This is a genomic window from Psychrobacter sp. FME6, assembly GCF_014861365.1.
Classification (GTDB): Bacteria; Pseudomonadota; Gammaproteobacteria; order Pseudomonadales; family Moraxellaceae; genus Psychrobacter.
Genome location: NZ_RRYW01000143.1, coordinates 1 through 4,853, shown reverse-complemented (window position 1 = coordinate 4,853; position 4,853 = coordinate 1). Strand labels below are relative to the sequence as shown.

Here is a 4,853-nt window from a genome sequence, read left to right as displayed (position 1 = left end):
GGCCTCTTTTTCACCTGCTCTTTGATATTGCACTTCATGTGTTAATCTAAGATATTTAATATAGTGACGTTTAATCTGGTATCGTTATCGGTCTAAAATAATAAAAGTACAGTTGTAAACTCAATAAAAGCTATAGTAGCACATCTTATATGGCATGACATTATCGACGAAGGCGCTTTTGTTACGTTTATATTTAACGTAATACCTATAATCGTAACCACCAAAAACTGTAACCACTAAAATCTAGGCTTCTACAATACTCAACTTCACACCCCATTTGGCGAACTGATCAATTTCAGTATGTAGGTCGGGCAATAAGAAAGCATAGTGTTCGTTGCTCTCGCCAACGGTGATTTGCCAGCAATTTTCATCAATGACTTTTAGCGCTAATGCCGGTAATTCATAATCACTGCGGCTGTGATGCGCCAGTACGGCCAAACGTAGCAACAAACACAGGTAAACAAGCGCATTGCCGCCAATCACACAAGTCTGCTCTAGCATATCGGCCTTAAGCTTTCGGCGATGATTGAGCATCAACTGCGCCATACGCTTTTGATCGACTTGCGAAAACCCAGGTATGTCCGAATATTCCATCAAATAGGCGCTGTGCTTATGATAGCTACTGTGGGCAATCGCCAACCCTATTTCGTGTAAGGATGCGGCGCGTCTGAGTAAATCCCCGTCATCACTACTCAAGCCAAGCTTATCTTGTACTTGCTCAAATAAATGACGACTGGTTTTTACCACTTGTTTGGCTTGTTTTTTATCGCCTGAATAACGCTTAATCAGCGCCAATACACTGCGGTCACGCACATCTTCGCTCGCAAAACGCCCAAGCATGTCATACATAACCCCTTCGCGTAGCGCACCGTCTGAGTAAGTAATGGTCTCAACACCCAGTACTTTCATCACTGCTCGCAGTACCGCAACACCCGCTGGGAAGACCGCTTTTCGGTGTTCTTTGACGCCTTCTAAGTCAATATCTTCGACGTTACCGATTTTAAGTAGTAATTTTTCTAATTTTTTGACCCCTTTATAAGTGATGCGCTCCTGTTCATCGGCCCAGCCTTTAGAAACAAGGACGTTACGCACCGCTTTAATCGTACCACTTGAGCCAACCACACTGCTCCAGCCCGTCTTTTGATAACGACCACTAATCGCCAGCACTTCTTTGCGAGCGCCTGATATCGCATTAGTAAACGCTTCTTTGGTAATCTGTCCGTCAGCAAAGTATTTTTGGGTAAAAGCAACACAGCCCATCTGTAAGCTTTCGGTCAGTAATTGATTGAACTCTTGACCAATAATAAATTCTGTCGAACCACCACCAATATCAATGACCAAGCGCTTATCACTACTGGCATTGGTGTGCGAGACGCCCAAATAAATCAAACGCGCCTCTTCACGCCCAGCAATGATTTCGATAGGTTTAGGTAAAATCTTATTGGCACGGGTAATGAAGTCATCGGCGTTTTTGGCTTGACGTAAAGCGTTGGTCGCGACAATTCTAATACGCTCAGGAGGTACCGAATCTAAGCGTGCGACAAAGCGGCTTAGGCATTCAAGACCGCGCTTTTCAGCAGCGGCACCTAAAATATTATGCTCATCCAATCCTGCCGCCAACTGTACCTTTTCAGACATAGACACTACTTTTCGCACCTCACCATGATCCAGACGAGCAATGGCCAAATGAAAACTGTTGGAGCCGATATCGATGGCTGCCATCATTTCATCTTCAGCAAGTGGTGGGTTTTTCAGGTAATTATTGGGCATAAGAAAAATCGTACCGTGTCAGATAAAAAGAGAGTATATTTAAAAGATTTCGCACTTTTAAAATATAGAATGTAGGGGATAAAAAAGTAATCACACTTAGGAATTAAAGACATCAAACTTATAGCAATTCAGCACTGAACAGAGGCATTCATATCGATAGCGCCGTATAGCACGGTTGCGCTCTTAAATCGAAGCAATTATATAGCAATTTTTGCCATTAAAGCATTTATGCCAAATGCTGGCAAGTAAGCAACCAGCATCGCTAAACACTGTTTTAACCATCATTAATAAAAAACTGAGAGTCAACTTTTAAGCTTGTGTTGCCAATGCTGGTTTGCTACATTGAAAATATAGATATATTGCGATAAATAACAATTACTTATCTTAATATTTATGAGTGCTATTAGACAATAGCCGCATTTACTTTTTTGCACTAAATGCACCTCATGAACCAACTAGGTTATATAGCCAGCAAGGAAGCTAATATCATGAAACAGCCTACCGCCCCAACAACGCAAACCAAAACAATCATCGCCGAAAAGGCCAGTAATGGTTATCTTGTCAATGCAGAAAACCCAACCAAACAGAAGTTTTATGACTTTTATTTAGACGAGCATCAAAACATGGCCTGCCGTCGGCTACATTTCGCCGGCAGTAGCTTTGGTCTGCTAGGATTAGCAAAGTCTCTCAAGAATCGCTCAGTAAAACCTCTTGTTAAAGGCATTGCCGCCGGATACGCCTGCGCATGGGTGGGACATTTTTTCTTTGAAAAAAACAAACCCGCCTCTTTTAAATCTCCGCTAAAAAGCTTTGCCAGTGATTTTCGTATGTACACCGATGTACTGCGCGGCAATTTAAGCTTAAAAGATAGAAAATTTGATAAAGCTCGATAAAAATAAGTATAGTCGATCTACTATAAAACAAACACAGTAAAACGAACACCGCGCTACTGGGATAAATTTTGCGCAGCCTCTGTCACGCTTGCGAACAGCAAGCAAAGAAGATTTATCCCAGTAGCGCGTTATAATATTTGTACTTATTTTATTTTTTAGTACACAGCTATTTAGCGCAAGGATTTACGGAGTATTTTACCCACAGCCGTTTTAGGGAGCTCATCAATAAAGGCATAAGCTTGCGGACGTTTATAGCCTGTCAAACGCTCTTTGGCAAACGCAACCAACTCATCAACCGTCAAGCTTGGATCATTTTTAACCACAAACGCTTTGGGTACTTCACCGCTATGCGCATCTTCAATCCCAACGACGGCTACCTCCAGCACTTTAGGATGTTCGGTCAGCGCCGCTTCCACCTCATTAGGATAAACATTAAAACCTGACACCAGTATCATGTCTTTTTTACGATCAACCAATGTCAAAAAGCCCTTTTCGTCTAACCTACCGATATCGCCAGACTTAAAATAACCATCGTCGGTAAAGGTCTCTGTATTATCAAGACCCCAATAACCTTGCATCACTTGTGGTCCTTTAATCCCCACTTCTCCCGGTGTTCCAATCGCACAGGCCGATCCATGCTCATCGATGATTTTGATATCCATCATGGCCAAAGGTAAACCAACACTGCCATTAAAGGTATCTATCCCTGGTGGATTAAAAGAAATAACCGGCGAAGTCTCTGACATACCATAACCTTCATTGATAATCATGCCAGTCACACGCTGCCAGCGTTCAGAGACGGCTTTGATAATTGCCGTACCGCCACCGATAGATAATGCCAGCCGACTAAAATCAAGACCAGCAAATTTTGGATGATGCAGCATGCCGTTAAATAAGGTATTAACCGAAGGAATCACGTGTGGTTGATGCTGCTCAATGCTATTGACTAACCCATCAATGTCACGCGGATTGGTGATCAAAACATCTTCCCAGCCGCCATAAATACCCAGTAAACCACAAACGGTAAACGAGAAAATATGATAAAGCGGCAAAGGATTCAGTATTTTAACCTGCTCGCTACGATCTGCTTCGACAACTGTCCCAAACATCGCATAACACTGGCAGATATTGGCCATCACATTATAGTGCGTGAGCATCGCACCTTTTGGCTTGCCCGTTGTGCCACCCGTATATTGTAGTAACGCCAAATCTTCGCGTGCAATCGTCACCGGCTGACATTGCCCAGCATGGTATGACTGCATAATATGAGCAAAACTAATATCACGTTTCACATCAGTATTAGCTGATGTGGCATTGGTGGCACTAGATGCTATAGTTTCTGAGCGTTTGTTAATAACGTCGTCGCTCTCATTGGTAATAACTGACAAATCATTAATTTGACTAAGTAACGCAATATCGTTGTCTTGCGCGGCAGCGCTTGGGTCAATAGAACAATGTACGACTAAGGACAGTTGCGCTTTAACCTCATCGTCCAACTTATCATAAGCAGCTGTCATACCACCAAGAACAATCAAGCCACAGGCTTGAGAATCTGTCAGCTGATGCGCCAATTCATAGTGGGTATACATCGGATTGACGTTTACCAATACTGCCCCTACCCTAAAACAGCCGAGTAATACCACCGCATATTGCAATATATTTGGTAATTGCACCGCAATGCGCTCACCTTTTTGGATATTTTGCGCTTGCAAAAAAGCAGCAAAGCGGTGACTCGCAGTATCTAACTGTGCAAAAGTTAAGGTGGCCGCGCCCATACTAAAAGCAATAGAATTACTGTGCTGATCGATTTTCGGTTGTAGTAAGTCGAGCAAATTGTGCTTATCGTTTAATACATCCAAATTATTTTTTAATCCATACTCCTCGTAAGCCGTTTGCCATAATGGTGGAACATGGGAGCTTGGCGCGCTATTTTCAAAGCTATTATTCATCAGGTTGCATCCTTGCTAAATCGTGATTGTTATCCTCAGGATAGCACAACTGGGTCTTTGTATTACAGGCTCAGAAACAAGGAGACTTTTAGGTTGTAGAGCATTTTTATTCCTAAAAAACACCCTATATTTATTAGGGGCTGTATAGAATTCAGCTAAGGAACTGACAAAGACTATTTTTTAGGCAATTCGACGCCAAAAATAGTAAGTTTAGTCATTCTAAGCGCGATAGTTTTGGCTA

General features: G+C 42.4%; 3 protein-coding genes. 1 reads left to right on the top strand and 2 read right to left on the bottom strand.

Annotation, left to right across the window (positions count from 1 at the left end; all coding sequences use genetic code 11):
* Window positions 1-243: 243 nt before the first annotated feature.
* Complete coding sequence (gene ppx, locus EI162_RS13370) at window positions 244-1,770, bottom strand: exopolyphosphatase (protein WP_192524807.1); 1,527 nt, start codon at window positions 1,768-1,770, stop codon at window positions 244-246.
* A 488-nt stretch (window positions 1,771-2,258) separates the two neighbouring features.
* On the opposite strand from ppx, the gene EI162_RS13365 reads away from it, so the two are divergent.
* Window positions 2,259-2,663: a DUF962 domain-containing protein gene (locus EI162_RS13365; protein WP_192524806.1), complete on the top strand. Its 405-nt coding sequence runs from the start codon at window positions 2,259-2,261 to the stop codon at window positions 2,661-2,663.
* 170 nt (window positions 2,664-2,833) lie between these two features.
* Here the strand turns inward: EI162_RS13365 and EI162_RS13360 are convergent, their stop codons facing one another.
* Entirely contained in the window at window positions 2,834-4,612 is a 1,779-nt protein-coding gene (locus EI162_RS13360) for an AMP-binding protein (protein WP_192524805.1), read from the bottom strand.
* Window positions 4,613-4,853: the final 241 nt, after the last annotated feature.